The organism is Polyangiaceae bacterium, from assembly GCA_015075635.1.
Lineage (GTDB): Bacteria > Myxococcota_A > Polyangia > Polyangiales > Polyangiaceae > JADJKB01.
In genome coordinates this window covers 1,868,914-1,893,033 of sequence record JABTUA010000001.1, presented here as the reverse complement: position 1 = coordinate 1,893,033, position 24,120 = coordinate 1,868,914, and the positions used below count along the sequence as shown (strand labels likewise).

At 70.1% G+C, this 24,120-nt stretch carries 23 protein-coding genes and 1 pseudogene; 11 read left to right on the top strand and 13 right to left on the bottom strand.

Features of this window, described 5'->3' with window-relative positions; translation table 11 throughout:
* Positions 1-3: 3 nt before the first annotated feature.
* Genes HS104_08515 through HS104_08505 form a run of 3 tightly spaced genes read left to right on the top strand, consistent with a single transcriptional unit; the run spans position 4 to position 1,192 of the window.
* The gene (locus tag HS104_08515) at positions 4-624 is read left to right on the top strand and encodes a BMC domain-containing protein (GenBank protein MBE7480012.1); all 621 of its coding nucleotides are present in this window, start codon (positions 4-6) and stop codon (positions 622-624) included.
* Positions 621-923, top strand: coding sequence for a EutN/CcmL family microcompartment protein (locus HS104_08510; GenBank protein MBE7480011.1), 303 nt, complete (start codon positions 621-623; stop codon positions 921-923). Before HS104_08515 ends, HS104_08510 begins: the two co-directional genes overlap by 4 nt.
* The gene (locus HS104_08505) at positions 920-1,192 is read left to right on the top strand and encodes a EutN/CcmL family microcompartment protein (GenBank protein MBE7480010.1); all 273 of its coding nucleotides are present in this window, start codon (positions 920-922) and stop codon (positions 1,190-1,192) included. Before HS104_08510 ends, HS104_08505 begins: the two co-directional genes overlap by 4 nt.
* Before the next feature lie 199 nt (positions 1,193-1,391).
* Here HS104_08505 and HS104_08500 read toward each other — a convergent pair whose 3' ends face one another.
* Positions 1,392-1,736, bottom strand: coding sequence for a hypothetical protein (locus HS104_08500; GenBank protein MBE7480009.1), 345 nt, complete (start codon positions 1,734-1,736; stop codon positions 1,392-1,394).
* A 130-nt stretch (positions 1,737-1,866) separates the two neighbouring features.
* On the opposite strand from HS104_08500, the pseudogene HS104_08495 reads away from it, so the two are divergent.
* Positions 1,867-2,145, top strand: a pseudogene (locus tag HS104_08495) (zinc-ribbon domain-containing protein).
* Positions 2,041-3,423 carry a zinc-ribbon domain-containing protein gene (locus HS104_08490; GenBank protein ID MBE7480008.1) on the top strand — a complete coding sequence of 461 codons (1,383 nt, stop codon included), beginning with the start codon at positions 2,041-2,043 and terminating at the stop codon, positions 3,421-3,423. Before HS104_08495 ends, HS104_08490 begins: the two are co-directional and overlap by 105 nt.
* Before the next feature lie 28 nt (positions 3,424-3,451).
* Here HS104_08490 and HS104_08485 read toward each other — a convergent pair whose 3' ends face one another.
* The 4 genes from HS104_08485 to HS104_08470 all read right to left on the bottom strand — a co-directional run bounded on the left by HS104_08485 (position 3,452) and on the right by HS104_08470 (position 10,097).
* On the bottom strand, positions 3,452-5,917 hold the full coding sequence (locus HS104_08485) for a HEAT repeat domain-containing protein (GenBank protein MBE7480007.1): 2,466 nt from the start codon (positions 5,915-5,917) through the stop codon (positions 3,452-3,454).
* 34 nt (positions 5,918-5,951) lie between these two features.
* Positions 5,952-6,971, bottom strand: coding sequence for a CDP-alcohol phosphatidyltransferase family protein (locus HS104_08480; GenBank protein ID MBE7480006.1), 1,020 nt, complete (start codon positions 6,969-6,971; stop codon positions 5,952-5,954).
* Between the two features lie 13 nt (positions 6,972-6,984).
* Complete coding sequence (gene hisC / locus HS104_08475) at positions 6,985-8,898, bottom strand: histidinol-phosphate transaminase (protein ID MBE7480005.1); 1,914 nt, start codon at positions 8,896-8,898, stop codon at positions 6,985-6,987.
* 479 nt (positions 8,899-9,377) lie between these two features.
* On the bottom strand, positions 9,378-10,097 hold the full coding sequence (locus HS104_08470; GenBank protein MBE7480004.1) for a phosphocholine cytidylyltransferase family protein: 720 nt from the start codon (positions 10,095-10,097) through the stop codon (positions 9,378-9,380).
* A gap of 50 nt (positions 10,098-10,147) precedes the next feature.
* Between HS104_08470 and HS104_08465 the strand changes: the two genes are divergently transcribed.
* Positions 10,148-11,461, top strand: a complete 1,314-nt coding sequence (locus tag HS104_08465; protein ID MBE7480003.1) for an inositol-3-phosphate synthase — start codon at positions 10,148-10,150, stop codon at positions 11,459-11,461.
* 420 nt (positions 11,462-11,881) lie between these two features.
* On the opposite strand, the gene HS104_08460 is transcribed toward HS104_08465, so the two are convergent.
* The 3 genes from HS104_08460 to HS104_08450 are packed head-to-tail and all read right to left on the bottom strand — an operon-like array spanning position 11,882 to position 15,505.
* The gene (locus tag HS104_08460) at positions 11,882-14,083 is read right to left on the bottom strand and encodes a hypothetical protein (protein MBE7480002.1); all 2,202 of its coding nucleotides are present in this window, start codon (positions 14,081-14,083) and stop codon (positions 11,882-11,884) included.
* Positions 14,080-14,844 carry a DUF4159 domain-containing protein gene (locus HS104_08455; protein MBE7480001.1) on the bottom strand — a complete coding sequence of 255 codons (765 nt, stop codon included), beginning with the start codon at positions 14,842-14,844 and terminating at the stop codon, positions 14,080-14,082. The genes HS104_08460 and HS104_08455 overlap by 4 nt, the downstream gene beginning before the upstream one ends.
* 16 nt (positions 14,845-14,860) lie before the next feature.
* A complete protein-coding gene (locus HS104_08450) occupies positions 14,861-15,505 on the bottom strand; it encodes a nuclear transport factor 2 family protein (protein MBE7480000.1) in 645 nt (214 codons plus the stop codon).
* Positions 15,506-15,568: 63 nt separating this feature from the next.
* On the opposite strand from HS104_08450, the gene HS104_08445 reads away from it, so the two are divergent.
* The gene (locus tag HS104_08445) at positions 15,569-16,099 is read left to right on the top strand and encodes a hypothetical protein (protein ID MBE7479999.1); all 531 of its coding nucleotides are present in this window, start codon (positions 15,569-15,571) and stop codon (positions 16,097-16,099) included.
* Positions 16,099-16,281, top strand: a complete 183-nt coding sequence (locus tag HS104_08440; GenBank protein ID MBE7479998.1) for a hypothetical protein — start codon at positions 16,099-16,101, stop codon at positions 16,279-16,281. Before HS104_08445 ends, HS104_08440 begins: the two co-directional genes overlap by 1 nt.
* A gap of 1 nt (position 16,282) precedes the next feature.
* Here the strand turns inward: HS104_08440 and HS104_08435 are convergent, their stop codons facing one another.
* The 5 genes from HS104_08435 to HS104_08415 all read right to left on the bottom strand — a co-directional run bounded on the left by HS104_08435 (position 16,283) and on the right by HS104_08415 (position 20,565).
* Positions 16,283-17,128 carry a hypothetical protein gene (locus HS104_08435; protein ID MBE7479997.1) on the bottom strand — a complete coding sequence of 282 codons (846 nt, stop codon included), beginning with the start codon at positions 17,126-17,128 and terminating at the stop codon, positions 16,283-16,285.
* A 73-nt stretch (positions 17,129-17,201) separates the two neighbouring features.
* Positions 17,202-18,206 carry a glycosyltransferase family 2 protein gene (locus tag HS104_08430; GenBank protein MBE7479996.1) on the bottom strand — a complete coding sequence of 335 codons (1,005 nt, stop codon included), beginning with the start codon at positions 18,204-18,206 and terminating at the stop codon, positions 17,202-17,204.
* A complete protein-coding gene (locus HS104_08425; GenBank protein ID MBE7479995.1) occupies positions 18,207-18,632 on the bottom strand; it encodes a peroxiredoxin in 426 nt (141 codons plus the stop codon). It abuts the gene before it with no gap.
* Between the two features lie 93 nt (positions 18,633-18,725).
* The gene (locus HS104_08420; GenBank protein ID MBE7479994.1) at positions 18,726-19,622 is read right to left on the bottom strand and encodes a serine/threonine protein kinase; all 897 of its coding nucleotides are present in this window, start codon (positions 19,620-19,622) and stop codon (positions 18,726-18,728) included.
* Between the two features lie 16 nt (positions 19,623-19,638).
* Positions 19,639-20,565 (bottom strand): CAP domain-containing protein, encoded by a 927-nt coding sequence (locus HS104_08415; GenBank protein ID MBE7479993.1) that lies wholly within the window; start codon positions 20,563-20,565, stop codon positions 19,639-19,641.
* Positions 20,566-20,632: 67 nt separating this feature from the next.
* Here HS104_08415 and HS104_08410 point away from each other — a divergent pair, with 67 nt between their 5' ends.
* From HS104_08410 to HS104_08400, 3 genes are all read left to right on the top strand, one after another.
* Entirely contained in the window at positions 20,633-21,109 is a 477-nt protein-coding gene (locus HS104_08410; protein MBE7479992.1) for a hypothetical protein, read from the top strand.
* Between the two features lie 114 nt (positions 21,110-21,223).
* Positions 21,224-22,636: a hypothetical protein gene (locus HS104_08405; protein ID MBE7479991.1), complete on the top strand. Its 1,413-nt coding sequence runs from the start codon at positions 21,224-21,226 to the stop codon at positions 22,634-22,636.
* A gap of 15 nt (positions 22,637-22,651) precedes the next feature.
* The gene (locus tag HS104_08400; GenBank protein MBE7479990.1) at positions 22,652-24,058 is read left to right on the top strand and encodes a hypothetical protein; all 1,407 of its coding nucleotides are present in this window, start codon (positions 22,652-22,654) and stop codon (positions 24,056-24,058) included.
* The last annotated feature ends 62 nt before the right edge of the window (positions 24,059-24,120 follow it).

The window sequence follows — 24,120 nt, the reverse complement described above, 5'->3', positions numbered from 1 at the left end:
GCGATGGAGTTCGAACGTCGCGCTCCCCTCTCTACCGGGCCCGCGCTCGCGCTGCTCGAGCTCGGCGACGTCCCGGCGGGGCTGGTGGCGCTCGACGCCGTCGCCAAGGAGGCGCCGGTGAGCGTGATCAGGGCGGGCACCATCCATCACGGGCACTTCCTGATCGTCTTCGCCGGCGCGCTGGCTGCGGTCGAGATGTCCCACGCCCGCGCGCTCGAACGCTCGGGTCGGGCCGTGGCCGACTGCGTGCTCCTTCCGGACGCGGAGCCGCGCCTCTTGCCAGCGCTCGCCGATGGCGTGCGCCGTTTCCCCGCGCCCGGGGACGCGCTGGGGATGCTCGAAGCACGCTCGTCGCCGACCCTGGTGGGCGCCCTCGACGCCGCGTTGAAGGGCACGCCGGTGGAGCTGGTGGAGATCCGCCTGGCGGAAGGCCTCGGCGGCAAGGCCGTGGCGTCGCTCTGGGGCAACCAGTTCGACGTCGAAGCGGCGCTCGAGCTCGCCGAGTCCCGGCTGGCGCGGAGTCGCGCCGAAGGAGCTTCGACCACGTTGATCGCCAACGCCCATCCCGAGGTCGCGCGGGTGCTCGAGTCGGGCACGCGCTTCTTCAAGGAGCAATTCGGATGAAGCTCGGACGCGTCATTGGCACGCTGGTGGCCAGCGTGAAGGCCGACGGCATGGAAGGGTTGAAGATGCTGATCGTGCGACCCTTGACCTCGAGGCTCGAGCCCAGCGGCGAGCCCTTCGTGGCGACGGACGCCTCCGCCCAGGCCAGCACTGGTGATTTGGTGACCTGGGAGGCCTCGCGAGAGGCGGCGCTCCTGCACGACCCGTGGTTCGTGCCCGTCGACCACGCGGTCGTCGGCATCGTGGACCAGCACCACTACGACGAAACGGGCCTCTCGGATCCGGGGGAGCGCTCGTGATTCTGGGACGCGTGACGGGCACGGTGGTGGCCACGGTTCAGCACCCGTTCTATCGGGGGCGAAAGCAGCTCATCGTGCGCGCTTGCACGCCCGACGGAGGCTTCGACGGCGAGAGCTACGTCGTCGCGGTGGACCTGGTGGGCGCCGGCGTCGGCGAGCTGGTGCTCGTCGAGGACGAGGGCAATAGCGCGCGGCAGCTTCTCGATGCGCCGAATGCGCCGGTGCGTTCGGTGGTCGTGGGGATCGTGGATCAGGTCACGAGCGGATGAGTCACAGTCGGATCTCCCCGGTCGCGCCCGTCCGTGCCGTCACTCCGCTCGCCTGAGGCTTCGCCCGACGCGCTCAGGAAGCGCCAGGCGACTGCTCCCAGCTGATGGCGGAGGTGCGCCGGCCTCGCCGGCATTCTCGTGGGGTGGTGGCCTCGGTGGCACACCGAGATCTGCTCATCGCAAGCCAGCAAGTGTCGAATCACATCCACACGGCCCAGGCGGGCGACGGCGGCGCGGCGCGGCGCTGCTCGGGCTCGCCGAGCGCTGCCAGCGGCGGCAGCCCCTCGCCCTCCGCGCGCACGGCTTCTGCGAGCTCCCGCTCGAGCTTCCCTGCCAGGAGCTTGCCGCACGCGAGCAGGGTCGCGGCAACGGCCCAGCGCAGCTCGACCGGCCGGCGCGTGCGCCGCATCGCCAGCGTGCGGAGCGCCACGCGCGCCAACCCCACGCTCGTCCGCCCGAGCCCCGCTCGCCCAAGGGCGACCGAGCGGCTGCGGAGCAGGAACAGGGACCAGTACTCGTCGAAGGATTGAAACTCGGAGCTCATGTGCCCTCGGCTCTCCGGGCGGAGTCGCCCCCCGGACGGGTAGCGAAGGTCGGCGCGCTGGGCCAAGAGATCCCAGAGGTTTCCCGGCGCCGTGGCCCAAGCCGGCGGGAGGCTCCGGCGTCCGACGGGGATGGTCGCCCACAAAAGCTCGCTCCTCGATGGGCCCGGGACCCCGGGCCGTGTTAGAACCGGGTCCTCGGCCGGGTTTTCAGACCGAAATGTGAACTCGGACGTATCTCCTGATAATGTATGGGAAAAGCGTTTGCTCCGCCGCGGACTGGTGGGCAACGCAGACAGGTGCACCGTGAAGATCTCGTGTCCCTCGTGCGCGGCCAAGTACTCGATCGCCGACGAAAAGGTCCAAGACAAGCTCGCCAAGATCCGCTGCAGAAAATGCGGGACGACCATCGTCATTGACGGCAAAGTCGATCCGCCGAGCGTGTACGCCGGTGACGCGACGGCATCGCAGGTGGACGCACCGCAGGTCTCGGATCCCGCCGCTGGCGGCGCCGTGGGCCCGGGCGAGTACTCGGTGGACTTCGGGGACAACGACCAGCGCACGATGACCGTCGCGGAGATCGTGGCCGCTTACAACGCCGGGACGATGACTGCGGAGACCTTCGTCTGGGCGGATGGCATGGCCGACTGGCAGCCGATGGGCCAGGTCCCGGCGCTGGTCGACGCGCTGCACGTGGCGGCCTCGGAGCCCGCAGCAGCGGCGTCGCCGAGCAGCGCCATCCACTCCAGCGACATCGCGAGCCCGGCTCCGGCGGCCGCACCCTGGGAAGCAGCCAAGCCCGCCGAGGCCCCTCGTGCTGCGGCACGTGCTGGCGGCCGTGGCTCGACCGCAGACCTGTTCGGTTCTTCCTTCGAGGGTGCCGGCGGCGAAGCCGACGTGACCACGAGCGCCCGCGAGCCTGCGCCCGCGTTGGGGTTGGGCTCGTCCGCCAGCGCTGGCGGCACCGGTGCGCGTAACGAGTCGAGCGTGCTCTTCTCGCTGAGCGCGCTCACCGCGACGGCGGCCCCGGCCGCAGCGCCGTCCGCTTCACCGGCCGTGAAGAGCGCGGGGGCCACTACCGCCACGAAAGAGGACTCGGGTCTCATCGACCTCAAGGCGCTCACGGCGGCCTCCGACCAGCCCGCTCAACAGATGGCGCCGCTCACACCCTCGCCGCTCGGGATGGCGCCCCCGCTCGGCCTCGCTCCGCCGCTCGGCGGCGGCGTAGAAGCCCAGATCGCAGCCCCGATGACCCAGCCCGCGAAGAGCAAGGCGGGCATCTTCATCGGCGCGGGGATCGCGGTCGCCGCCATCGCCATCGCCGCGGCCATCGTCGTCGTCGGCAAGGGCCAGCCACCCCCACCCCCGGCGCCAACCGCCGCAGCCACAGCCGCGCCGGCGCCCACACCGACTCCGGCTCCGACCCCCACCGAGGAGTCCACGGCCAAGCCGCCCGCCACGGGCACGGCCGAGGAAGAGAAGAAGCCGGCCGCGACCGCCAAGAAGCCCGGCACCGGTGGCCCGATCGCCAAGCCCGCCGCGGGTGGCACCAAGCCCAAGCCCGCCGCGGGTGGCGAGACCAAGCCTGCCGCAGGCGGCGAGAAGCCCAAGCCCAAGCCCAGCGGCGGCTGCGGCTGTGCACCGGGCGACCTGCAGTGCGCGATGAAGTGCGCTGCCGGCGGCGGCTGAGCAACTGCGCGCTGGCGCGTCCCTCGCCTCACTTGGCGAGCGGCGCCGGCACGGCCAGGGAGACCTCGCCCGCGGGCGCGTCGTGCTCGAAGACCTCGCCGCGTCGGTCGGCCAGGCCCAGGCGCATGAGGCCGTCGGCGCGCAGCAGCGCGAACGGGGCGCGCGGCACCGGCGCGCTCTCACCCACTGGCACCACGTAGACCATCACGGGCTCGGTGCGCTTGCTCGGCTTGGCCACGTCGGTGGCACACTGCGCCGCCACCGAGCTGTCGGTGTCTTCCGCCGCGCAGGTCTCGAGCAGCCGTTGGTCGCGCGCCGCGTCCTTGGATGGCGTGCTCGCCACGAGCAAGGCCGCGGCGCGGCGCACGACCTCGGAGCGGTCTTCCACCAAGAGCACCGTCTCCTCCGCCCCCGCGCAGCGCGCGCCAGCCACCCGGAGCCCACCCAAGGCGTTCGCGCGAACGTAGGAGCGCGGGTCAGTCAGCCGGGCGCACAGCTCCTTGTCGATCCGCACGCCGAGCCGGCGCCCGAGGCGCCCGAGCGCGGCCGCCGCGTTGCCAGCCACCGCGACGTCCTTGTCGTCGATCGCGCGGGCGACCGACCCGAGCTCGGGCTGCTGGCCGACACTGCCCAGGCCCCAGATGGCGTTGGACCGCACCGAGCCGTCGACGTCGCTGGCCAACGCGCGCAGCGCCTCCAGCGCGTCGGGCCGCGAGCCGAGGGCCTCCGCCACCTTCGCGCGATCGGCCACCTCGCCGGACTCCTTGGCATACGCGGAGAGCAACCGGGTCGCGTCCTTCGACGGCAGACGCCCGAGCGCTTCGAGCAGCGCGTCACGTTGCCCGCCTCGGCTCGCCAGCATCAACTTCCAGGCTCGCGTGAGCAACGCCGGGTCCTTCGCCCGGGCGAGCGCTCCCCCGAGCGCCACCGCCAGCGCTGCGCGATCTTGCTCGGCCGCGCGCTCGAGCCGATCGAGCAGCGTGCGCGCCGCGGCTCCAGACGCCGAGCGCCTCAGCGCGACCGCCGCCGCGAGCCGCACCGGAGCTTCGTCCGCGTCGAGCGCGGCGATCAGCACGCGATCCTGACCCGACGGCGGCAGCATGCCGAGCGCGTCCACGGCGGCGATGCGCAGCTCCACGTTGTCTGCGGCGTCGGCCAGCGGCAAGAGCGGCTTCACGGCACGCGGCGAGCCGGTGCGGCCCAGGAGCCGCGCCAGCGCGGCGCGCTCCGCCTTGCTGGAGCGCGCCTTGTCCAACGCCTGCGCGACCGGATCCACGGCGCGCCCGTCTGGCTTCGTCGGGTCGAGCAACGCGACTGCTGCGTCCACCGCCGCGCGCCTCACCACGGGATCGGAGTCCGCCAGGTGCTCCAGCACCGTTGGCAGGCTCTTCGGATCGCCTAGCCGCTCGAGCGAAGCAAGCGCGGCTGGAGCGCGAAGCACACCGCGCCGGAGCGCACCGGTGATGGACCGCGCGCTCTCCATGCGCCCGGTCTCGGCCAGCCCGAGCGCGCAGTTGTCCGCGACCCGCGCGGCCGGTTGACCCGAGAGGCAGCGCTCGAGCCGCTCCCGCGCCGGCGCGCCGGCTCGCGCCAGCGCCTTGCGCAAGAGCTCCAGGGTGTCCTGAGACTGCTCCTTCTCCAGCAAGGCGAGCAGCGCGTCCAGAGCCTCTTTGGTGCCGATGCGGCCGAGCGAGCCGACCACGGCGGCCCGGACCGCCGGTGAAGCCTCGCTGTCCGCGATCGCGGTGATCGCCAGTGTCGCCTGCGGATCGCGCAGCACGCCCAACGCTTCGACCGCCGCGATGCGTACTCCTTCGTCGCCGTCGCGCAGCGCGAGCACCAGCGCGCTCGAGGCGCGTGCGTCCCCGAGCTCCCCCAGCGCGCGCGCCACGCTCCGGCGCACGGCCGGGCGCGAGTCCTGTATCTTCCCGATCAGGGGCACGACGGCCCGCGGGTCGCCGAGCCGGGACAGCGCCCGCACGATGGCGCTGCGCACCTGCGGAACCGAGTCGTCCAGGTGGCCGAGCAGAGGCAACACGGCGTCCTTCGAAGCAGTGGCACCGAGTGCCCCCGCCGCCGCGGACCGCACCGCCGAATCGGGATCGCCGAGCACACGCCCCAAGGGCTGGACGGCGCGCGCGACCGGGTCGAGCCTCAGGATCTCGGCACCCGCGAGCCGAATGCGCCGCTCTGGATCGTTGAGCCACGCCACCACGAGCTCGCCGGTGCCGCGCAGGCGCTGCTCCAGCACGAGATCCGCCGCCGCCAACCGGACGTCCGCGTCGGGATCCGCCAGCGCCTTCTGCACCAGGCGCTTCTGCGCAGAAGGAGTCAGCTCACCCAAGCGCTGAGCGGCGCGGCGCCGCGACCCCACGTCCGGCTTGGCCAGCTGCTTCTCGATGCCCTCCGCGGCGTTCGGCCAGGTGAAGGCCGACGCCGGCAGGGCCCACGAGAGCGCCAGTGCCAACAACAGGGAGGTTCGGAGGCGAGGCACGCCGGGTGAGTCTACCCGAAAGCGCCCGGGCGTTTCACGCCTTGGCCTGATCCGGCAGCGACAGGCCCATCTCCGCGAAGGCCGCCCGGGAAGCCGCCCGCTGGCGCGGTCGCAGGTAGCCGTAGAACAGCGCGTTCAGCACCACCAGGCGCAGCACCATGTAGACCTCGAGCAGGTCGAAGGCGGAGAACAGTGCGATGCCGAAGACCAGCGAGCCGAAGCCGAAGTAGTTGCGCCACAGCCGCATCAGACCGCCGGCGTGGCGCTCGTAGATGGCCGCACGCTCGGCGCTGTACGGCCCGAACAGCCCGAGCCGGGCGCTGGTGTAGGGATCGAAGCGGTGCACGTAGTCGGTCTGGCTCTTCACGTAGAACAGGTAGATTGGCCAGGCGATGCGGTTCACGAAGAACGAGCCGCCGCGCCGCGACTCGAAGCGCTCCCGAGCCGTCTCGTAGTCCTCGCCGTCCTTGTAGGTCGGGCTGGTGAAGCGCAGGTAGACGTTCTTGTACTGGTCGTACATGCCAGTGTGGAACGAGCCGGTCACCGCCGTCGCAACGCAGAGGGCCAGCACGGCGAGAAACAGCGGTGTCGGAGCCGAGTACTTGGAGCCGATGACCCAGATGCCGCCGCCCACGACGGCGATGCTGACGGCCAGGTCCGCGACGCCGTCCAACATGCGACCGAACACGCTGGAGGTACCGCGCATGCGCGCCAGCTGTCCGTCGGCGCAGTCGAAGACGGCGGAGGTGACGATGGCGAGGGCGCCGAGGAGCATGTGGTGCGGGAAGCTCGAGAAGAAGCAGTAGGCGCCGAGGAGACCGAAGACGATGGAGATGATCGTCACCTGGTTCGGTGTGATCGGCGTCGGGTAGAGCAGCTTGGTGAGGAGGTAGGCCAGCGGGCGATGAATCCAGACGTCGACGGGCTCTTCCACCGCCAACGACTTCAGCGTCTTCCAGTATCCGGCCCAAAAGCCGTCCGCCGGCTGGTCGGAGACCGCCTCGACGCCGCTCACGGCCAGAGGCCGCTCACTGCCGACTTCGACCGAACCCATCGTCATGCTTCAATCACTCCGCGTCTCCGCCGACGAATGCCGGAGCACCGACCTCGCGACCCCCGCGCCGCCCGAGCACGTGCTCGAAGGCCGCGACGCAGCGCGCGTTCTGCTCGCGGGTCCCGATGGTCACGCGCACGTAGGTCTTCTCCGCGTGGTGCGAGCCGAGCGAGCGGATCAACACGCCCTCCGCGAGCAGCGCCTGCACCATGCGGTCCGCGCTCATCCGCGTGTGCGAGATGTCCACCAGAATGAAATTGCCTTCGCTGGGGATGGCGACCACGCCGGGGATGCGCGACAGGGCTCGTCCGAGCTCGGCGCGCGCGCTCTTCAGCTCGGCGATGCGGACGTCGAGCTCCGCCATGTCGTCCAGGGCCGCGCTGGCCGCCGCGATGGTGATGGCCGGCAGGTTCCAGGGCACCTTCACCCGCGACAGCAGCTTGATCACGCTGGCGTGCCCGAGGGCGTACCCGACGCGCAGCCCCGCAAGGCCGAAGGCCTTGGAGAAGGTGCGAATCACCAGGGCGTTCGGGAACTCGCGGATCAGGTGCGCGAGCGAGCCACCCTCGCCGAGCTCGTAGTAGGCCTCGTCGATCACCGTCGGCAGCCCCAGCCTGAGCAGGCGCCGCATGTCCACCTCGGGGATGCGGTTGCCGGTGGGGTTGTTCGGTGTGCACAGGAAGATGACCTTCGTGCGCTCGGTGACGGCGCGCAGCAGACCCGGCAGGTCGTGATCGTGCTCCTCGGTCATGGGCACCAGCACCGGGATCCCGCCGCACACGCGCGTCCGCGCCTCGTACATGCTGAAGGTCGGCACGCTGAGCAGCACCTCCTCGCCGGCTGCGACGAAGGTGCGGATGATGACGTCGATGAGCTCCGTGGAGCCGGCGCCAAGCAGCACGTTGCCGCCGCCCAGGCCCTCACGCGCGCCGAGCTTCTGCCGGAGCTCGGGGCCGCCGCTCGGGTAGAGGTGGCCGCGGGTGGCAGCCCGGACGATGGCGTCGATCACCCGCTGGCTGGGCGCGTGGGCGCTTTCGTTGCTCATCATGCGAGCCACGCCCGTCTTCTCCGCGACCGCGAAGTGGTCTTCGTTGTAGGGCTTGGCCGCCCGCACCCAGCTCGGCGCGAACAGCTCCATGCCGTCGGCGTCGATGACCGCGGGAGCGCCGGCCCCGGGCTCGTCGCCCAGGTGATCGCCGAACACGCGCAGCATGGCTTCGGCGCGCTCCAGCGCGGCCGGCGTGTCCACGTCGATCCAGCGAACGTCGCCGACGTCCACCGCGTGGAAGGCGCCGCGGTGCGCCAGCGCCCGAACGCCGTCGGAGAGCGAGCAGTCGCCGTGTTGGTCGTCCAGCCGCGCCAGCTCTTCGATCAGCGCCGGCCCGATGCGGAACACGCCGGTGTCGAGGGCTTCGTAGCGTTCGAGCTCCTTGCCGATGTCGGCGATCTTGCCTGCCGCCACGCCGACCTTGGTCGCGTCGTCGATGTCGAAGCAGCGCTCGATGTCGTAGTCGACGCCCAGCGCGCAGGAGCCGCTCGGCAGCTCGACGCCGAGCAGACGTCGCACCAGCTCCGGCGAGTACAGATGATCGGACATCGTGAGCAGGCACTCGCGATCGACGAAATCCGCGGCTGCGAGCAGCGACACGCCGTTCTTCGCCAAGTACCGCTCGTTGTTCACGAAGCTGAGCTCGAGCCCCAGGCTCGGATCGGCGACCAGCGCGCGGCGCACGGAATCACCCTGATGGCCCACGATCACCACGGCCTCGCGAATGCCGGCCGACTCGAGCGTGCGCAGGACGCGCACCAGGAGCGGAACACCTGCCACCGCCCGCAGCGGCTTCGGCGTCGGATCGCCCCCCTCACCCAGGCGCGAGCCGGTACCGGCTGCCAGGATGATGGCTCGCGTCACTCGTCGTTCGGTCATCAGGGGGTCTCGCTTTCGACTCAAGTTACTAAGCGCGCGGGGATTACCACGCGCTGCGCAAATCGGGCAAATCCTTTTCTGTTCTAGTAAGTTACGAGATCGCGAGCTGTCGCACGGGGAGCACACTGTGGCGATTCGGCAACACCCGCGTAGGGGATGCCGGGGTCGGCTCGAGCGTCCCTCGAACGAGAAAACCCTGCTGTCGTGTCGGCGGTTTACGCCTCGGGGTCAGGCTCGGTCCGCGTGCTCCACTCTCCTGCCCGCACGAGCAGCAAGCCGAGTGCCAGGCGCCACGGTGCGTCGGGCGTTACGCACTGGCAGCAGCTGCGTCCGGGCCCCGGAGCTCCAAGCCCCGGACCCGCTGGGAAAAGTGGGGTGCGAACCGGGGCGCGCGGGGCTCGGCGCCGGGCCGGGGCATTGGAGTCCTAGAGCCACACTCCGCGACTCCAGCGTCGCAGGGGGCGCACACCCAGCCGCGCTCAGGCGAACAGGGCGCGCGCCCGCCCGAGGTCGATCGGGTCGTCCACCTCGGTCCAGGGCAGGTCGCCGACCTCCACCGCCCGAGCTTCCAAGCGGCCGGCGGCGATCAGCTTCGAATACACGTCCTCATAGTAGAGAGCGGCGCTCTCGGGCCGTGCGAGCTCGGCGAATAGCGCGGGGCTGATGCTCGCGGCCACGCGCTCGATGCCGATGCTCTCCCCGGCGGCTGCATCCAAATCGATGCCTTTGCCGAACGCCTCGATGCGGTCGCCGTCGCCGAGCCGAAACTTCATCGCCTCGGCGTCCGCGCGCCGCGAGCGGTCCACCGCCACGGCGAGCGGCGCCTCGCACGCATCGAGGCGTGCCAGCACTTCCGGGCGAAACATCACGTCACCGTCGAGCTTGAAGAATGCGCGGCCGTCCACGGCACTAGCGCAAAGCGCCAGCGAGACCGCGTTCTGGGTCGAATCGAAGCGCTCGTTGCGACAGTAGATCACCTCGAACGGGGAGCCCGCGAGGGCGCTTCTCAGCGCTTCTTCGCGGTATCCGGTTGCGAGTACGACACGCCCGACGCCGTGCGCAGCCAAGAGCCTGAGCGCACGGCCCAGGATGGTCTCACCACCGACTTCCACGAGCGCCTTGGGGCGGTCGTCGGTGAGCGGGCGCAAACGCGAGCCGATGCCCGCGACCAACAACACGGCCGTGCGCGTGACTTCCATGCGGAGCGCACGATTGCATACGGGCACGCACCTTGCTAGTCACGCTCGCCATGAAGCAGCCGAAGCAGATCGAGAAGGCCGACGGGAAGCTGGGCATCCTGCTCCCGGGCATGGGAGCGGTGGCCACGACGTTCATCGCGGGCTGCTTGCTCGCGCGCAAAGGCTTGGCTCAGCCCGTGGGCTCGCTCACGCAGCTCGGGACCATCCGCCTCGGCAAGCGCACCGACAACCGCTCGCCGAAGATCGACGAGTTCGTGCCGCTCGCGAGCCTCGACCAGCTCGAGTTCGCGGGCTGGGACATCTTCCCCGACACCGCCTACGAGTCGGCGACGCACGCCGCGGTGCTCGAGCAGAAGCACCTGGACCCGATCAAGAGCGAGCTCGAGGCGATCAAGCCCATGAGCGGCGTGTTCTACCCGGAGTACGTCAAGCGCCTGAACGGCACGCACGTCAAGACCGGCGGCAGCAAGGCGGACATGGTCGAGAAGGTCCGCGACGACATCTGCGGGTTCCTGAAGCGCAGCGGGTGTAGTCGCGCAGTCACGGTGTGGTGCGGCTCGACCGAGATCTACCTGGAGCAGACGGCGGCTCATCAGTCGATGAAGGCGTTCGAGAAGGGGCTACTGGACAACGACCCGTCCATCTCGAACTCGCAGATCTACGCCTGGGCCTGCCTCAAGGAGGGCGTACCCTTCGCCAACGGCGCGCCCAACTTGACCGTGGACTTTCCCGCCGCCTACGAGCTCGCGCGCGAGACGAACACACCGCTCGCCGGCAAGGACTTCAAAACCGGGCAGACCCTGATGAAGACCATCCTGGCGCCGGGCCTCAAGGCGCGCATGCTCGGCCTGAACGGCTGGTTTTCGACCAACATCTTGGGCAACCGCGACGGCGAGGTGCTCGACGACCCGGAGAACTTCAAGACCAAGGAGGTCAGCAAGCTCGGCGTGCTCGACTCCATCTTGCAGCCGGAGGTCTACCCGAACCTGTACGGCGAGGTGCACCACGTCGTGCGCATCAACTACTACCCGCCGCGCGGCGACGCCAAGGAGGGCTGGGACAACATCGACATCTTCGGCTGGCTCGGCTACCCGATGCAGCTCAAGGTCGATTTCCTGTGCCGGGACTCGATCCTGGCGGCGCCCATCGTGCTCGACCTGGCGCTGTTCATGGACCTGGCGAAGCGCGCGAGCTTCCGCGGCGTGCAAGAGTGGCTCAGCTTCTACTGGAAGAGCCCCATGACGGCCCCCGGCCTGAACCCCGAGCACGACTTGTTCATCCAGCTGATGAAGCTGAAGAACACGCTCCGGTGGATGCGCGGCGAGGAGTCGATCACGCACCTGGGGCACGAGTATTACGATTGAGGGAATTCTCTTCTCGCTCCGCCGAAGACCCGACCGCCTCGCGTCAGTTCCCACCGGACCAACAGCCCGCGCCGGTCCCGGGGATTTCTTCTCGCTCCGCCGAAGACCCGACCGCCTCGCGTCAGTTCCCACCGGACCAACAGCCCGCGCCGGTCCCGGCCGGTATTCTCACTCGCGCCTCAGTGGCGGATCGTGATCTGATCGTGGCAAGCCCCGACTGTGATTCCCGGGCTCGGCCGACGGCCGAGCGGCGCGCTGTCGGGGTCGCGTCAGTGTCGAGCCTGGCCACTCGAAGCCACGCCCCGCGACCTGAAGTCTGAAGCCTCCCGCCTGAAGCCTGAAGCCCGAAGCCTGAGGCCTCCCGCCTCACAGCCTGTGCCCCTGTGCCCCTGGCTCTGAGTCCTGATCCCTCATGCCTGACTAAGTGAGCCCACCGCGCCTCCGCGCCAGCCAGTGTCCTCCCAAGAACCCCGCCGCGATCAGCGTCCACACCCACGCCGGCAAGAGCGGCGTCACGTGTCGCTCCGCGGCGATGCGCGTCGCGTCCGGCAGCGGGAGCTGTTCCACCCGATCGGCCGCGACCGACCGCCCCCCGGTCACCGCGCTGATGCGCTCCAGGCGCGGGCCGTCCGGGCGCGAGTCCGCGAAGGCGTCGCCGCCCTTCTCACAGGCGAAGTCGAGCCGCGCCGGCGGCGCCTCGCCGATCCTCACCCGCGCCACGTAGCCTCCAGGCGCGAGCTTGCCCAGCGCCACATCGACCGGTCCCGGCGGGGGGCTCGGTAGCTTCTTCTCGAAGGCCTTCTTCGCTTCCTTGCCGAGCCGCTCCACGCTCACGTCGACGTCCCCTATCGCGCCCGGCAGACGGTGCAGGCGCAACGTCGTGTCCTCGTCGCTGATGCACAGGCCGACGAGCTCGGCGCGGGCGACCTCGAAGCGCGGATCGCGCATCAGCCAGCCGAGCAGCCCATCCCAGAGCGCGCCGAAGGCCCGCCCGGACACGCTGGCGGCCAGCTCGCTCCAGGCCAGCCGGTAGCTGCCGTCCACGCCCAGCGCGATGCTGCGGCCGTCGCCGGCTTCCCCGAGCGCGAGCACGGGCATCGGCGAGCCGTCGGCCTTGCGCCGCGGGTGTTCCATCAGCACCAGCGACGCGCCGCGCGGCTTGCCCAGCGTGTTCGAGCCGGTCATGGTCGGCAGGTCTTCGCCGAGCAGGTCGAAGAGGCCCGCCAGGACAGGCGCCGCCCGCCCGGCCTCGGTGTAGCGCGGCGCGAACTCCGCGGCGTCGTGGGGCTCGTCCTTGTCGCTGATTCCCACCGGCAACACGCGCTCGATGTCCGTGCCCGCGTAGTTGCCGCCGGCGAACGACGATGGGCCTCCGACCATGATCAGCCCACCGCCGCTCTCCACGTAGCGCGCCAGCGCCGGCAGGTGACGCGCCAGCTTGTAGGCGACGGCGTCGATGTCTTGCAGCACGATCGCGTCGAAGCTCGGCAGGTGCTCGGTGAAGAGCTCCTCCACCGGAAACGGGATCAACGCGAGCTCCGAGTCGTCGTCCGTCATCGTGTCGTCGGTCATCCCGCGCAGAATGAAGAACGCCACGAGGTCCACCGACTCGTCGCTCTTGAGCCACTGCCGCAGCGTCCGCACGTCGTAGGTAGGGCGCCCTGCGACGTGCAGCAGGCGCACGCGCTCGCGCGCCACGCTGAAGGTCAAGAAGCGCCGGTCGTTCTCGGGAACCTGGTCGCCGTCGGGAGCGTCGATGCTCACCTCGACGACACGCGCGCCCGCACGCTCGAGCGTCACCCGGAGCTCGAGCGTGGCTGTCCCCTCCTCCAGCTTGGCTGTGCCGCTCGCCAGCACAGCCGGTTCCACGCCTTGCCGGTGCTCGCGCACCGCCACCGGTACGTCGCCGCAGGCGAGCCCGCCCGAGCAGCCGACCTCGATGGTCAGGCTGAGGGGCTGGTGCGCGACCGCGGCGCCGGCCGCGCGGACGGCCCGAATGCTGGCATCCTTGGGGCCCGACTCCGCCAGCCGAACGCTGTGCACCGGCACACCTAGACCTCCCGAGGCGCGACGGAGCGCGTCGTCGTCGCTCCCGGGGCCGGGCCGGCTCAAGCGGCCGTCGCTGACCACGACCACGGCGCGCGGACGTTCGCCGGGAGTCTCCGCGAGCAGGGTCAGCGCCGCCGCGAGGTCGCTCTCGGTGCTGCGCCTGTCGCCCACGCCGGTCTCGCCGACCGGGCCCGGGGCCCCCTCGCCGAACCCGAACAGCGCGAGCCGCGCGTCACCGAAGCGCTTCTGCAGAGCCACGACGCTGTCCTTGGCGACCTCGCGGCGTACACGGCCGTCCTCCCGCGGCAGCTCCAGGCGCCGCGACTGGTCCACCAAGATCAAGACGCGCGGCCCGACCAGGCTCCCGCGCTCGGTGACCCGCACGGGCCTGAGCACCGAGAGCGCCAGCGCCAGCGTGGCGACGAGCCCCGTGCCGACGATCAAGGACCCGTAGCGCTCTCGGCGCCCGAGCTCGAGCAATAGGAACGCGACCGAGAGCAGCGCGAAGAGCAGCGTCAGCGTGCTGCTGAGTGACGATAGATCGTCGCTGAACGCCCACGAGCGAGTGCTCATGGGCGGCGGCGGGCGCGGCGGCGCATGAGCCAGGGCGCGTGCACTTGGTCGTCTTTGTAGTCCGAGCACAGGACGTACATGGCGATGTTCACCGCGAGGCGAATGGCGTGCTCGCGCTGCGCGGGCCCCCCCGGCTCGACCTCCAGCGCGAACCCACCCGCGCGGGAGCGAGCGAGCGCGCCCATGAGATCGTGGCTCAGGAAGATGACCTGCGCGTACTTGCCGCGGACAATCGCCTCGATCTCCGCCGGCCCCTGCACGCGTCCGACCGGGCGATCGACGATGTAGTAGCTCTTGAACACGACGTGCGACGGGTCGAGCTTGACCGGCGCCGCGTCGGGCAACACCCGCTTGAGCTCGCGACGTGCGCTCCGGCCGAAGGCGCCGCTCGCCGGGGCGACGTCGTCGACGACCAGCACTCCCCCCATCCTGAGGAAGCGCTCGAGGCCGCGCCGCTCGGGCCCTGAGAGCGGCGCGAGCTCGCTCGACCCGGCCCAAATCGCGAACGGCTCCGCGGAGAACGCCGGTTGGTCGAAGGCTACCGTGGTGGCGGAGAGGCGCCCGGGCGCGCTGGTCCTGCGCACCAGCTCGTAGCCCCATCGCGCCGGCGCGGAGCTGCGCTCGGCGTCGAGCTTGGCGCCGCCGCTGCTGACGACCCGCGGGTGGAACGCGCCGGCGTCCCCGAACGCGTGCGCGCGGTGCGGGGCGAAGGAGCAGAGCGCCGCGAGGCTCGCGAGCGCGTGGCGGCGCGTGACCTTCACCCGATCCGTCTCCCGATCAGTCGAAGTCCTCGACGCGCCAGACCCCCGCCTCGCGCTTGAGCTTCACCGAGTGGCCGCCGGGCACCTGGACCTCCGCGCGGTCGCCGGTGATCTTGACGTCGAGCGTCTCGGGTTGCTCGAGCCCGTCGACCAGCGACTTCATGTCGTTCTCGAGAGCGCTGCGCGATTCGGCGGACAAAACGCGTAGCACCCCGCCGTAGCTGCGGCGCGCCAGCGCCTGCCGGAGCTCGCCCAGTGCTTGGGCAGGTGTGCGGGCGCCGAGCGGCAGCGCGCCCGCGCTGCTCACCCGGAACTGGCCGTCCTCGACCTCGAGACTGGCCTGCTCCCCATCGACGTAGCGCAGCGTCGCCCGCATCTCGACCTTGCTGCCCTCCGCGGCTACCGCGCGCGCGGTGCGGCCGAGCTCGCTCGCCGACTCCTTCACCATTCGCCGGACCCCGGCCTTGCCGTGCGCCCGCTGCGCGTCGCTGGTGAGCATGGCGTACACCGCGTCCGCGTCCCCTTGCTCGATGCGCGCGGCGTATTCGGCGGCGGTGAGCTCGGGATCGGGCAAGGTCTGTCGAGCGCACCCCAAGACGGCGCCGAGGCCAGCGGCCAGGAGGAGCGTCTGGGCGGGAGCACGGGCGGGATGGGGCGACATCCTGGGACGAGAGCTAGCGAATCAGGCGCCAGTTGGCTACCTTTTGCTCCGATGAAGCAGCCCATGAGGTCCAGCGCCTGGCGAAAGCCCCACGCGCTCGCGCTAATCCTGTCGGCCCCCGCGTTCGTCTTGGCGCTCGCGGTCGGCTGCGGCGGCGGCCCCGCCAAGAGCGCCAACCCCACGCGCGCCCTCGACGAGCGCCGCGCCGTGCAGGTGATCGCCCAGGCTTTCCACGACGAGCACGACGCCCCGGTACCCGGGCGAGGCGTGGCGATCGCCGAAGGCAAGACGCTGGAGGTGGACGTGATGAGCGATGGTCGCAAGTACGGAGTCGCGTACGTCACGCCCAACGAGCGGCAGGCGCTCGGCACCGCCTTGCCGGCGAAGTCGCCGGAGCTCGGTGACGCCTTGCAGCTGGTCCACGGCGTGGGCGATGACGCCAACACACGCGTCTTGGTCCTGCACGATACCGACTACCGCTACGACGATCAGGTCGGCACGGCACACGAAGAGACGACCATCACTGCGGAGCGGCGACTCGCCCGCGACGTCCGCGACTTCCTGGTCCGCGCCCACGCGGAGCGCTGGCCCTGATGGGCAACCCGCGCTCGCTGCTCGCCATCGGCGCGACCACCGTGCTCGCGGGCATCGCGATCGCCGCCACCGGCGACCCGACCAGCGGCGGCGTGGTGACCGTGCTGTCTCTGGTCTTGCTGATTTACGCCCTGCACCGCTTCGGGCGCAGCGGGCCCGATCCGGAGCTGGACTTCCGCTGACTCACGTCTCGGAGCGAAGCACGGCCACCGCGACGTCCGCTCCGAGCGCCGGCGCGCGCTTCACACCCAGGCCGAAATCACGACCCGTGATCTCGATGGCCGCGGAGTAGACCGCGTCGCCCTGGGCCTTGCCCAGTGGGTCGTGGGACAAGATGGCCTGCGCGTTCACCTCCGGCGACACCGGCGCGCCGAAGGCCTGCTTCTCGACCACTACGTAGACGTAGAGCAGCGGCTCCTTCTGGTTCGAGCCGAGTCCGCTCTTCACGCTGCCGCGCAGGGCGTTCTCCAGGCGGTAGGCGTAGGCCGACCAGGCGAACCCGGTGGCGTAGAGCGCCTTGACCTTCCCGCCGGCGCTGATCGGCGCCGCCGCGACCCACTGCCCATCGCCCCCCTTCACCCGCGCCGCTTCCTCCATGGCGCCGCGCCCCTCGACGTATTTTCCCTCCAGCGCCGCCTTCAGCGCGGGGAAGCTCGCGAAGGCGTTCTTGCCCGCCATCAGGTCCTGGTCCTGATCGTTGCGCAGGATCAGACCCTGCTCGTCCACCAGCGCGAAGAACGTGCTCTTCGCGACGCGCAGGTCCTGCACCTTGTTGCGCGCCTTGTCGAGGGCCTCCCGCACCGCGGGCAGGTCGTCCTTCGGCGCGGTGGTGCCCTCGAAGAGCTTGCTCAAGTGCTTCGCCCCTTCGGGCAGGCCGGCGCGGATCTCCTGCACGTCGGTCGCCGTCGTCTCGACTAGCGACGCGACGTGCTCCGCCGCCTTGGCTTGGCTCAATTTCTTGCTGCTCTCGCAGCCGGGGAGCGCGGCCACCAGCAGGCCGAAGAGGGCGACTCGACGAAGCGGGCTCATGACGGGAACGTCTACTCCAGACACCGCCCTGCCGCACGGGTTCCTGCCGTCTTCCCAGGCGCCCGCAGTCGGCTCAAGCGGCGACGACGAAGTCCTCGCCCTCTCTCAGTCCCAGGGCTCTGGCCCTGGCGCGGGCCTCGCTCCGCGCCGCGAGCCCGGAGACGGAGATGACCACCTTGGAGCGCGCGCTGGGGGCGAGCTTGCTCGGGTGCACCACCAGCGCGCCGGCGATGCGCTGCCCGATGCGCCGCGGGTGGAGCTCGACGATGGTGTGCGGGCGCTTGCCGTGGGCACCGAGCGCCCGGCACAGCGCGCGGCCCGTGTCCCCGTAGCCCCAGAGCACGTAGCGCTCGGTGCCGTCGAGGAAGCTCGCCGCCAAGTGGTGGGCCTTGCAGGCCACGATGCGCTCGCGACGCGTGTACTCCGCTGTGCGCGTGACGCGCGCCGGACCGTCCCGCCACCCCAGGAGCCGTTCGGGCAAGACCGCGAGCTTCACCCCGGACGCCAGCAGCCGGAGCACCAGATCGTAGTCTTGAGGCCAGCCGGCGTCGCGGTAGCCGTGAGCCGACAGGAGCTCGCGGCGGATGCACAACGTGGGATGCACGATGGGGCACTCGACGAAGGCATCCCGCGCCACGCTCGCCGGATCACCGAGCGAGTTGAGCCACTGCTCGTGCGCTCGCAGCCCGTCGCTGAGGGTCGCGCGGGGAAACATCCAGACGTGGGCACCGACCGCCCCGAGCTCGGGCCGGCTGTCGAGACACGCGACCTGGCGCTCCAGCCGGCGCTTGTGCGCCAGGTCGTCGGCGTCCATCCGCGCTACGTAGCGCCCGCGGCACCCGGCGAGCCCCCGGCAGAGGGCCCCGGCGACGCCGCTGTGGGCGCCGCTCTGCACCACGAAGCGCGCGTCCCGATCGGCGAAGGCGGCGGCGATGGCCCGGGTCTCGTCGTCCGAGCCGTCGTCCACCACCACACACTCGAAATCGTCGAAGGTCTGCCGCTCGATGCTGCGGAGCGCCGCGCCCAGGGTGGCGGCGGCTCGGTAGGCCGGCAGGAGCACCGAGACGACCGGGGCCAATCAGAGCTCTTTAGCAGCCGCGAGCACGCTGTCGACGTGACCGGCGACCTTGACGCCGCGCCAGACGCGGCGCACCACCCCCTTGGCGTCGACCAAGAAGGTGCTGCGCTCGATGCCCATGTACTCGCGACCGTAGTTCTTCTTCTTCACCCACACCGAGTAGGCACGCGCGAGCTGTTTGTCGGGATCGGAGAGCAACGTGAACGGAAGCGCGTATTTCTCGCTGAAGCGCGCGTGGCTCGCCTCGCTGTCCGGGCTCACCCCGATCACGCGCACGCCGGCCTTGCGGAAGGCCGAGAGGCCGTCGCGGAAGTCGCACGCCTCCTTCGTGCAGCCCGGAGTGTCGTCCTTCGGATAGAAGTAGAGCACATACGGCCCGCCCGCTCCGGGCCCCGCGCCCGGCAGCTTGGGAGCCCGCTTGCCCAAGAGCGGATCCGGTGGCGTGTCCTGCTTGGCCGGCTTCTTCGCCGCCGACGGCTTTGCGCTCGGCTTCTTCTTGATTGCCACGTCTCTCTCCTCTCAGCGCGCGCTCGCGCTCGGTTCATCCCGTTCGTACGTTCTGCGGAAATCCAGGGTGTCGAGCAGGGCGTTCCAGGCCGCGCGGATCTTGCGGAAGCGCTGGTCGGGCTCGATGGCGAGCACCTGCTCCACCCAGGCGTCGATGCCCGCGGGCAGGTCGTCGCGGAGCGCAAACAGGCTCGGGCGAGGCGCCTTGGTGATGAGCTCGACCTTGTCCATGATGTTCGGCGCATCGAAGGGGACACGCCCGCCGAGCGCGCGAAACACGATCGCCCCGAACGAATAGACGTCCATGCGGTGGTCCAGGATGCGTGAGTCGCCCTTCCAGACCTCGGGGGCGATGTAGCTCGGCGAGCCCATGATCATGCCGCCCCGGGTGAGCGGCCGGGCGTTGTCGAGCTTGGCCAAGCCGAAGTCGATCAGGCGTACGTCGACGGGGTCGGAGCTCAGCACGTAGACGTTCCCGGGCTTGATGTCGCGATGAATGATGCCGAGCGCGTGGGCCTTCTCCAGCGTGTCCACGATGGGACAGAGCAGCTCGACCAGGCTCCGAACCCCCATACGCCGTCCTTCAGTCGCCATTTCCGCCAGCAAGTCGTCCAGGTCTTTGCCCCGTAAGAGCTCCATCACCAGACACACGGCGCCGTCGGGGCTTGTGGCCAGCCCGCGCACGGGCACGGCGGCAGTGCCGGCCAGGAGCGTCATCACCCGGTGTTCGCGGACCAAGCGGACCGAGTACTCCTCGTTGCCGGCGAACTCGTCCTGGAGGACCTTGACCGCCACGTTCGGCCCGCCCTTGCGGTCGAGCGCGCGGTAGACCACGGAGTGCCCGCCCTTGCCGATCAGCTCGGCGAGCACGTAGCGGTCCGAGACGACTTGTCCGATCCGGCGCGGCATCGACAGACCGCGCAGTCTACCTCACGTCGATGGTCCTGAGGCTCACCATCACGAACGCCTTGTCGCCCGGATAGCGGCCCCAGACGCTGACTTCGAAACGACCGGGACCCGCCGGGTGCTTCAGGTCCAGCTCGATGCTGAAGCGCTTACCGTCGAGCTTCACCGGTTTCGGGGTCTTGAAGCCCGCGGGAAAATACAGGTCCTTCGGGTTCGGCACCGGGTAGGAGCTGGTGCCGTTCAAGTGCGCCGCGCTGAGCTTCTTGGCGGGCTCGATGCGCGCCAGACCGATGCCACCGAACTCCGCGGGCGCGTGGATCTCACCGGCGACGGTGATCTTCTGCCCGAGCTTCGCTTGCTGGGGCAAGCCGTCGTATTCGCCGTATTCGTCAACGAACTCCTGCGCCATGCAGGGCTGGTCGACTCCGACCGGCTTGGCCAGCCCAACGCCCAGCTTGTTGTGCCACTTCTTCAGGATGTTCTTGCGATGACCGTCGTTGGGCGGGGTCTCGTTGATGAACGCGCTCTCGATCTGCTCCAGCTGCTCGGCCGAGAAGCTCGGGTTGGGGTCGAGCTCGCGCACCGTACCGTCGAAGAAGCAGGCCGCGTTCTCCTGGACGAAGTGCACGCCGCCGACCTCCGTGTAGCGCTGCTCCGGCACCGAACCGTCCGTGCCCCAGTGGGCGGTGAAGCCGTTCTTGACCATGTCCTCCACATGGCGCTGGCCCGCGCGCTCCGCCGTCTCGTCGCGCTCGACGGCGGGGAGCCCCTCCTCGGCGCGGTCGCGGTTGACCAGGCCGAGGACGTACCGACGCGCGTCCTCCAGGCCCACCGGCCCTTGGGGGCGCTCGATTGGCTCGGAGCCGGCGCCCCCTGAGCTGCCGCCGCGCGGGGCGCAGCCGAGGATCAGAGCACAGGCGACGGTCGGGAGGGCTCGGGACGACACGGACGGAGTCTGCCAGCGCCGGAGCGCTTGTGCATCGGCGACGATGGGTTAGATTCGCGCCCCTCCCATGCTCGACCTCCCCGATCCCGGACTCTATCGCACGACTCAGCCTTATCCCGGCCACGAAGAGGCCTTCCCCGCCGGCGTCCTTGTCTACCTCGGCCAACCGCAGAACGGCGGCGTGAAGTTCGTGGTACGCCCCGGACAGAACCGCAACAACCGCTGGTTCTGGGGGGATCCGACCACCCCTCTGCGCTCGCCGACCTGGGCCAAGACGCTGAAAGCGCTGCCCTCCGAGGGCTACTACACCCTGCCGGAGTCGCTCGACCTCGAGGGTGGCGGCCGCTGGCTGAAGAACGCCATCGTTCAGCTCGGTTACAACGAGAGCGGCCAGGGAATCATCTTCGTCGCGGAGCAGCGGGAGGGCGCCGAGGAAAACGCGCTCTTCTTCAGCGATCGCGGCATCCTGGTCGACGACTCGATGCTCGGGCGCCTGATCTGGGCCCCGATCCTGCCCGTCCAAGCGAGCTCCGGTAGCGCCTGAGCGGCCCCGGACAGCCGCCGGACCTGTGCTAATCTGCAGGCCGGATGCGCCCCGACCGACCGCGCTCGCGCGGCCCGGGGAGGGCAGTTCTTTAGCTTGATGGAGACGAGATCGATGAGCTCACCGCTTCGCTACGCGGCGTTCGCAGCCGCAGGGCTGATCTTCGGCGGAGCGCTCTCCAGCGCCTGCAGCGCCAGTGACTCCGGCGGCGGGAGCGGCGGCGGGAGCGGGAGCGGGGCCACCGGCGGCGCCGGCAGCGGCGGCGGCGGGAGCGGCGGGACGGCGGGCATCGACGCCGGCGGCACCGGCGGCGGGCTCGACCTGGACGGCAGCCTGAACGACGGGAACATCAACCCGGACGCCGCCTGCGATCTTCAGACCTACCAGGCCACCGTCACCAAGCAGCCCGTGGACGTCATCTTCGTGCTGGACAACTCGTGCTCGATGTCCACGGAGATGATCGCCATCCAAGACAACATCAACCTGAACTTCGCCCAGATCATCGCATCGAGCGGCATCGACTACCGAGTGATCATGATCGGCGAGCACGGCCCCGCCACTGGGGACCAATCGATCTGCATCGGCCCGCCGCTCGGCGGCAAGCCCTGCACGGGAGTGACGGCCAACACGCCGCCGAGCAACAACCCGCCGGTCTTCTACCACTACGACCACGACGACATCGAGAGCTGGGACGCCTGGTGCAAGATGGCGGACTGGTACAAGGCACCGGACCGCTACAACCTGGCGCCGGGCGGCTGGTCGGAGTGGCTGCGCAAGGAGGCCATGAAGACCTTCGTGCTGGTCTCGGATGACCGCATGGACTGCTACTGGCCACAGGCCACGACGTATTACTCCTCGTGCTCGACGCCGGCGTCGAAGTGCTACGACGACGGCACCAGCACGACCTACGCCGCGGCGGCGGTGCAGGCTGCGCAGTATTTCGACGCCGACCTGCTCGCGCTCGACCCGCTGCAGTTCGGCACCGCGCAGAACCGCAACTACGTCTGGCACAGCCTCGTCGGCGTGCCGAAGAACGGCGCGAGCGCCACCGGCGAGTACCAGCCGACCGACGCCTTGGTGCCCTACTCCACCAAGTGCTCGACCGCGGTCAACTCCGGACCGGGCAGCCAGGCGCTCAGCATGTTGACGGGCGGCCTGCGCTACCCGGTCTGCGAAGGGGTCGGCTTCGACGTGGTGTTCAAGAAGATCGCCGAGGGCGTGATCAAGGGCGCCAAGATCCAGTGCGACTTCCCCATGCCCGCACCGCCCCCCGGCAAGGATCTCGATCCGAAGACGATCCAGATCCAATACACGCCGTCGGCCGGCGGGAGCCCGGAGAAGTTCGAGCAGGTCGCGGACGCCTCGCAGTGCAAGCCGAACGCGTTCTACATCCAGCCGGGCGCCGACGGCGGCGACGCTGGCACCGATCTGCTGGTGCTGTGCGACGACACCTGCAAGAAGGTCCAAGGCGACAACAGCGCCAACATCGAGATCCTCGCCCTGTGCAAGAGCGGCGGCCCCATCTGATCGACTGAGTACAACATGAATTCATCCTTGCGCACCATCTGCTACGCAACCCTCGGCCTGCTCGTCGGCGCCGCCCTCTCTGGAGCGTGCAGCGCCAGCGACGCCGGCGGGGGCGGCTCGAGCGGCGGCGGCGGCGGCGCCACCGGTGGCACCGGCGGCGGCGACTCGAGCCTCGGCGGAGCGGGGGGCGAGGCCGCCGCGGACGGCGGAGGCACCGGCGGTGGCCTGAACCTGGACGGCAGCCTCTCCGATGGCAGCATCAGCGCGGACGCTGCCTGCGACCTTCAGAAGTATCAGGCCACGGTCACCAAGGCGCCGGTGGACGTCATCTTCGTCGTCGACAACTCCTGCTCGATGGCCGAGGAGATGAAGGCCATCCAGGACAACATCAACACCAACTTCGCGCAGATCATCGCCTCGAGCGGCATCGACTACCGGGTGATCATGATCGGCGAGCACGGCGGGTACAACACGCCCACGTCCTACGAGTCCTCGATCTGCATCGGGCCTCCGCTGGGCGGAAAGCCGTGCACCGGCGTGGGGATCAACACGCCACCGAGCAACAACCCGCCGGTCTTCTACCACTACGACCACGACGACGTGGAGAGCTCGGACGCCTGGTGCAAGATGATGGACTGGTACAAGCAGCCCGACCGCTACAACCTGGCGCCGGGGGGCTGGTCGGAGTGGCTGCGCAAGGAAGCCCTGAAGACCTTCGTGCTGGTCTCGGACGACCGCATGGACTGCTACTGGCCCCAGGCGACGACGTATTACTCTTCGTGCACGACCAACGGCTCGAAGTGCTACGACGACGGCTCGGCGCAGATGGCCGCGCAGAACTTCGACCTCGACCTGCTCGCGCTCGACCCGGTGCAGTTCGGCACGGCGCAGAACCGCAACTACGTCTGGCACAGCCTCACCGGCGTGATCAAGAACGGCGCCAGCGCCACCGGCGAGTACCAGCCGACCGACCCCATCGTCAGCAGCAAGTGCACGACGGCGGTGAACTCCGGACCGGGTAGCCAGGCCCTGAGCATGCTGACCGGCGGGCTGCGTTACCCGGTGTGCGAGGGCCTCGGCTTCGACGTGGTGTTCAAGAAGATCGCCGAAGGCGTGATCCAGGGCGCCAAGATCCAGTGCGACTTCCCCATGCCCGCGCCGCCCCAGGGCAAGGAGCTCGATCCGAAGACGATCCAGATCCAATACACGCCGTCGGCCGGCGGGAGCCCGGAGAAGTTCGAACAGGTCGCGGACGCCTCGCAGTGCAAGCCCGGCGCGTTCTACATCGAGATCGGCGCGGACGGCGGCGACGCCGGCGGCGACAAGCTGGTGCTGTGCTCCGACACCTGCAAGAAGGTCCAAGGCGACAACAGCGCCAACATCGAGATCCTCGCGCTGTGCAAGAGCGGCGGGCCGATCTGAGCGACGCTGCCGGCACCCGTGACGACTGGTGCACGGGGCGCTGCGTCGCAGATGCGTGGTCG

Coding starts and splice junctions, on each gene's coding strand:
- HS104_08515 (MBE7480012.1), top strand. CDS start 4: ATGGAGTTCGAACGTCGCGCTCCCCTCTCTACCGGGCCCGCGCTCGCG.
- HS104_08510 (MBE7480011.1), top strand. CDS start 621: ATGAAGCTCGGACGCGTCATTGGCACGCTGGTGGCCAGCGTGAAGGCC.
- HS104_08500 (MBE7480009.1), bottom strand. CDS start 1,736: ATGAGCTCCGAGTTTCAATCCTTCGACGAGTACTGGTCCCTGTTCCTG.
- HS104_08480 (MBE7480006.1), bottom strand. CDS start 6,971: ATGGGTTCGGTCGAAGTCGGCAGTGAGCGGCCTCTGGCCGTGAGCGGC.
- hisC (MBE7480005.1), bottom strand. CDS start 8,898: ATGACCGAACGACGAGTGACGCGAGCCATCATCCTGGCAGCCGGTACC.
- HS104_08470 (MBE7480004.1), bottom strand. CDS start 10,097: ATGGAAGTCACGCGCACGGCCGTGTTGTTGGTCGCGGGCATCGGCTCG.
- HS104_08465 (MBE7480003.1), top strand. CDS start 10,148: ATGAAGCAGCCGAAGCAGATCGAGAAGGCCGACGGGAAGCTGGGCATC.
- HS104_08460 (MBE7480002.1), bottom strand. CDS start 14,083: ATGAGCACTCGCTCGTGGGCGTTCAGCGACGATCTATCGTCACTCAGC.
- HS104_08450 (MBE7480000.1), bottom strand. CDS start 15,505: ATGTCGCCCCATCCCGCCCGTGCTCCCGCCCAGACGCTCCTCCTGGCC.
- HS104_08445 (MBE7479999.1), top strand. CDS start 15,569: ATGAGGTCCAGCGCCTGGCGAAAGCCCCACGCGCTCGCGCTAATCCTG.
- HS104_08440 (MBE7479998.1), top strand. CDS start 16,099: ATGGGCAACCCGCGCTCGCTGCTCGCCATCGGCGCGACCACCGTGCTC.
- HS104_08435 (MBE7479997.1), bottom strand. CDS start 17,128: ATGAGCCCGCTTCGTCGAGTCGCCCTCTTCGGCCTGCTGGTGGCCGCG.
- HS104_08420 (MBE7479994.1), bottom strand. CDS start 19,622: ATGCCGCGCCGGATCGGACAAGTCGTCTCGGACCGCTACGTGCTCGCC.
- HS104_08410 (MBE7479992.1), top strand. CDS start 20,633: ATGCTCGACCTCCCCGATCCCGGACTCTATCGCACGACTCAGCCTTAT.
- HS104_08405 (MBE7479991.1), top strand. CDS start 21,224: ATGAGCTCACCGCTTCGCTACGCGGCGTTCGCAGCCGCAGGGCTGATC.
- HS104_08400 (MBE7479990.1), top strand. CDS start 22,652: ATGAATTCATCCTTGCGCACCATCTGCTACGCAACCCTCGGCCTGCTC.